Source organism: Micromonospora maritima (assembly GCF_902825405.1).
In the GTDB taxonomy this organism is placed as follows: Bacteria; Actinomycetota; Actinomycetes; order Mycobacteriales; family Micromonosporaceae; genus Micromonospora; species Micromonospora maritima.
In genome coordinates this window covers 1-1494 of record NZ_CADEAU010000828.1, presented here as the reverse complement: position 1 = coordinate 1494, position 1494 = coordinate 1, and the positions used below count along the sequence as shown (strand labels likewise).

Below are 1494 nucleotides of genomic sequence, written 5' to 3'. Positions count from 1 at the left end.
CGCTCGGCGAGCGCGGCCGGGTCGTCCGCCGGGTCGACGGGCACGGGTACGGGGTCGGCGCCGACGTTGCCGAGCGCGGCGAGGACGCCGGTGACGAGCGGGTCGTCGGCCAGGCCGGCGGGTACGGGCAGCAGCCAGGTCCCGCCGAGGCGGGTGAGCGGCAGGTCGGACCGGGCCGTCCAGGTGATGCGGTAGTGCCAGCGGTCGGGGTCGGGTTCGCCGTCGCGGTCGGTGACGAAGCGCGGCGGGGCGGGCCAGTACCGCTGGTGGTCGAAGGCGTAGGTGGGCAGGTCGACGGTGGTCGTCTGGGGCAGCACGCGGGTGAGGTCGACGGGCAGGCCGACGGTGTGCGCGGTGGCCAGGTTGGTCAGCAGCCGGGTCGGGTCGTCGTCGCCGCGGCGCAGCGTGGACAGCACGTGGCCGGTGGTGCCGGTGTCGTCGAGGATCGCGGTGACCGGCATGGCCAGCACCGGATGCGGGCTGATCTCCACGAACGTGCTGTGTCCGGCGTGGATCGCGGTCCGCACCGCCGTGTCGAACCGGACGGTCTGCCGCAGGTTGTCGTACCAGTAATCGGCCGTCATGGTCGCCGGGTCCACCCAGTCACCGGTCAACGTGGAGACCAGACGCGTGTGGCCGGGCTGCGGGGCGATGTCGGCCAGGTCCGCGCGAAGCTGCCGGGCAACCTCCTCCACCGCCGCCGAGTGGGAGGCGTAGTCGACCGGGATCAACCGGGCCCGGATCTCGTCGGCCTGGCAGGCCGCCACGAAGTCGGCGACGGCCTGCGGCGGGCCGGACACCACCACCGTCGACGGACCGTTGACCGCCGCAATCCCGACCCCGGCGAATCCTTCGAGACGGGCCGTCACCTCGTCGGCGCACAGGTCCACCGACGCCATCGTGCCCGTGCCGCGCAGCACCGACAGGGCCCGCGACCGCAACGCCACCGTCTTCGCCGCGTCCTCCAGCGACAGGATCCCCGCCACGCACGCCGCGCCGATCTCACCCTGGGAGTGGCCGACCACCGCCTGCGGGGTGACCCCGACGTGCCGCCACACGGCCGCGAGGGCGACGCCGACGGCCCACAGCACCGGCTGCACCACCTCGACCCGCTCAAGCCACGACTCGTCCTCGCCGGTCAACACCGACACCAGATCCACGTCCAGGTAGGGGGCCAACGCCACCTGGCACTCTCCCAACGCGGCGTCGAACACCGGCGTCCGCCCGACCAGACCGGCCGCCATCCGCGCCGACTGGGCGCCCTGACCGGGGAACACGAACACCGGACCGGGTGTCCGGGACGCCGTACCCGTCACCACGGCCGGCGACGGCGTGCCGGCGGCGAGCGCGTCCAGCCCGGACAGCAGGTCCCCGGCCGAGGACCCGACCACGATGGCCCGCTGCTCGAACGCGGTCCGGGTGGTCGCCAGGGACCAGGCGACCGCCGTCGGATCGGCCGGGGCGGCGCGCAGGTGCGCGGCCAGCCGGGCGGCC

1 protein-coding gene is annotated in these 1494 nt (G+C 74.8%); it reads right to left on the bottom strand.

Going from position 1 to position 1494, the window contains the following annotated elements; translation table 11 throughout:
* Positions 1-1494: acyltransferase domain-containing protein (locus HUW36_RS32720; RefSeq protein WP_246248440.1), on the bottom strand; the 1494-nt coding region annotated here is incomplete at both ends.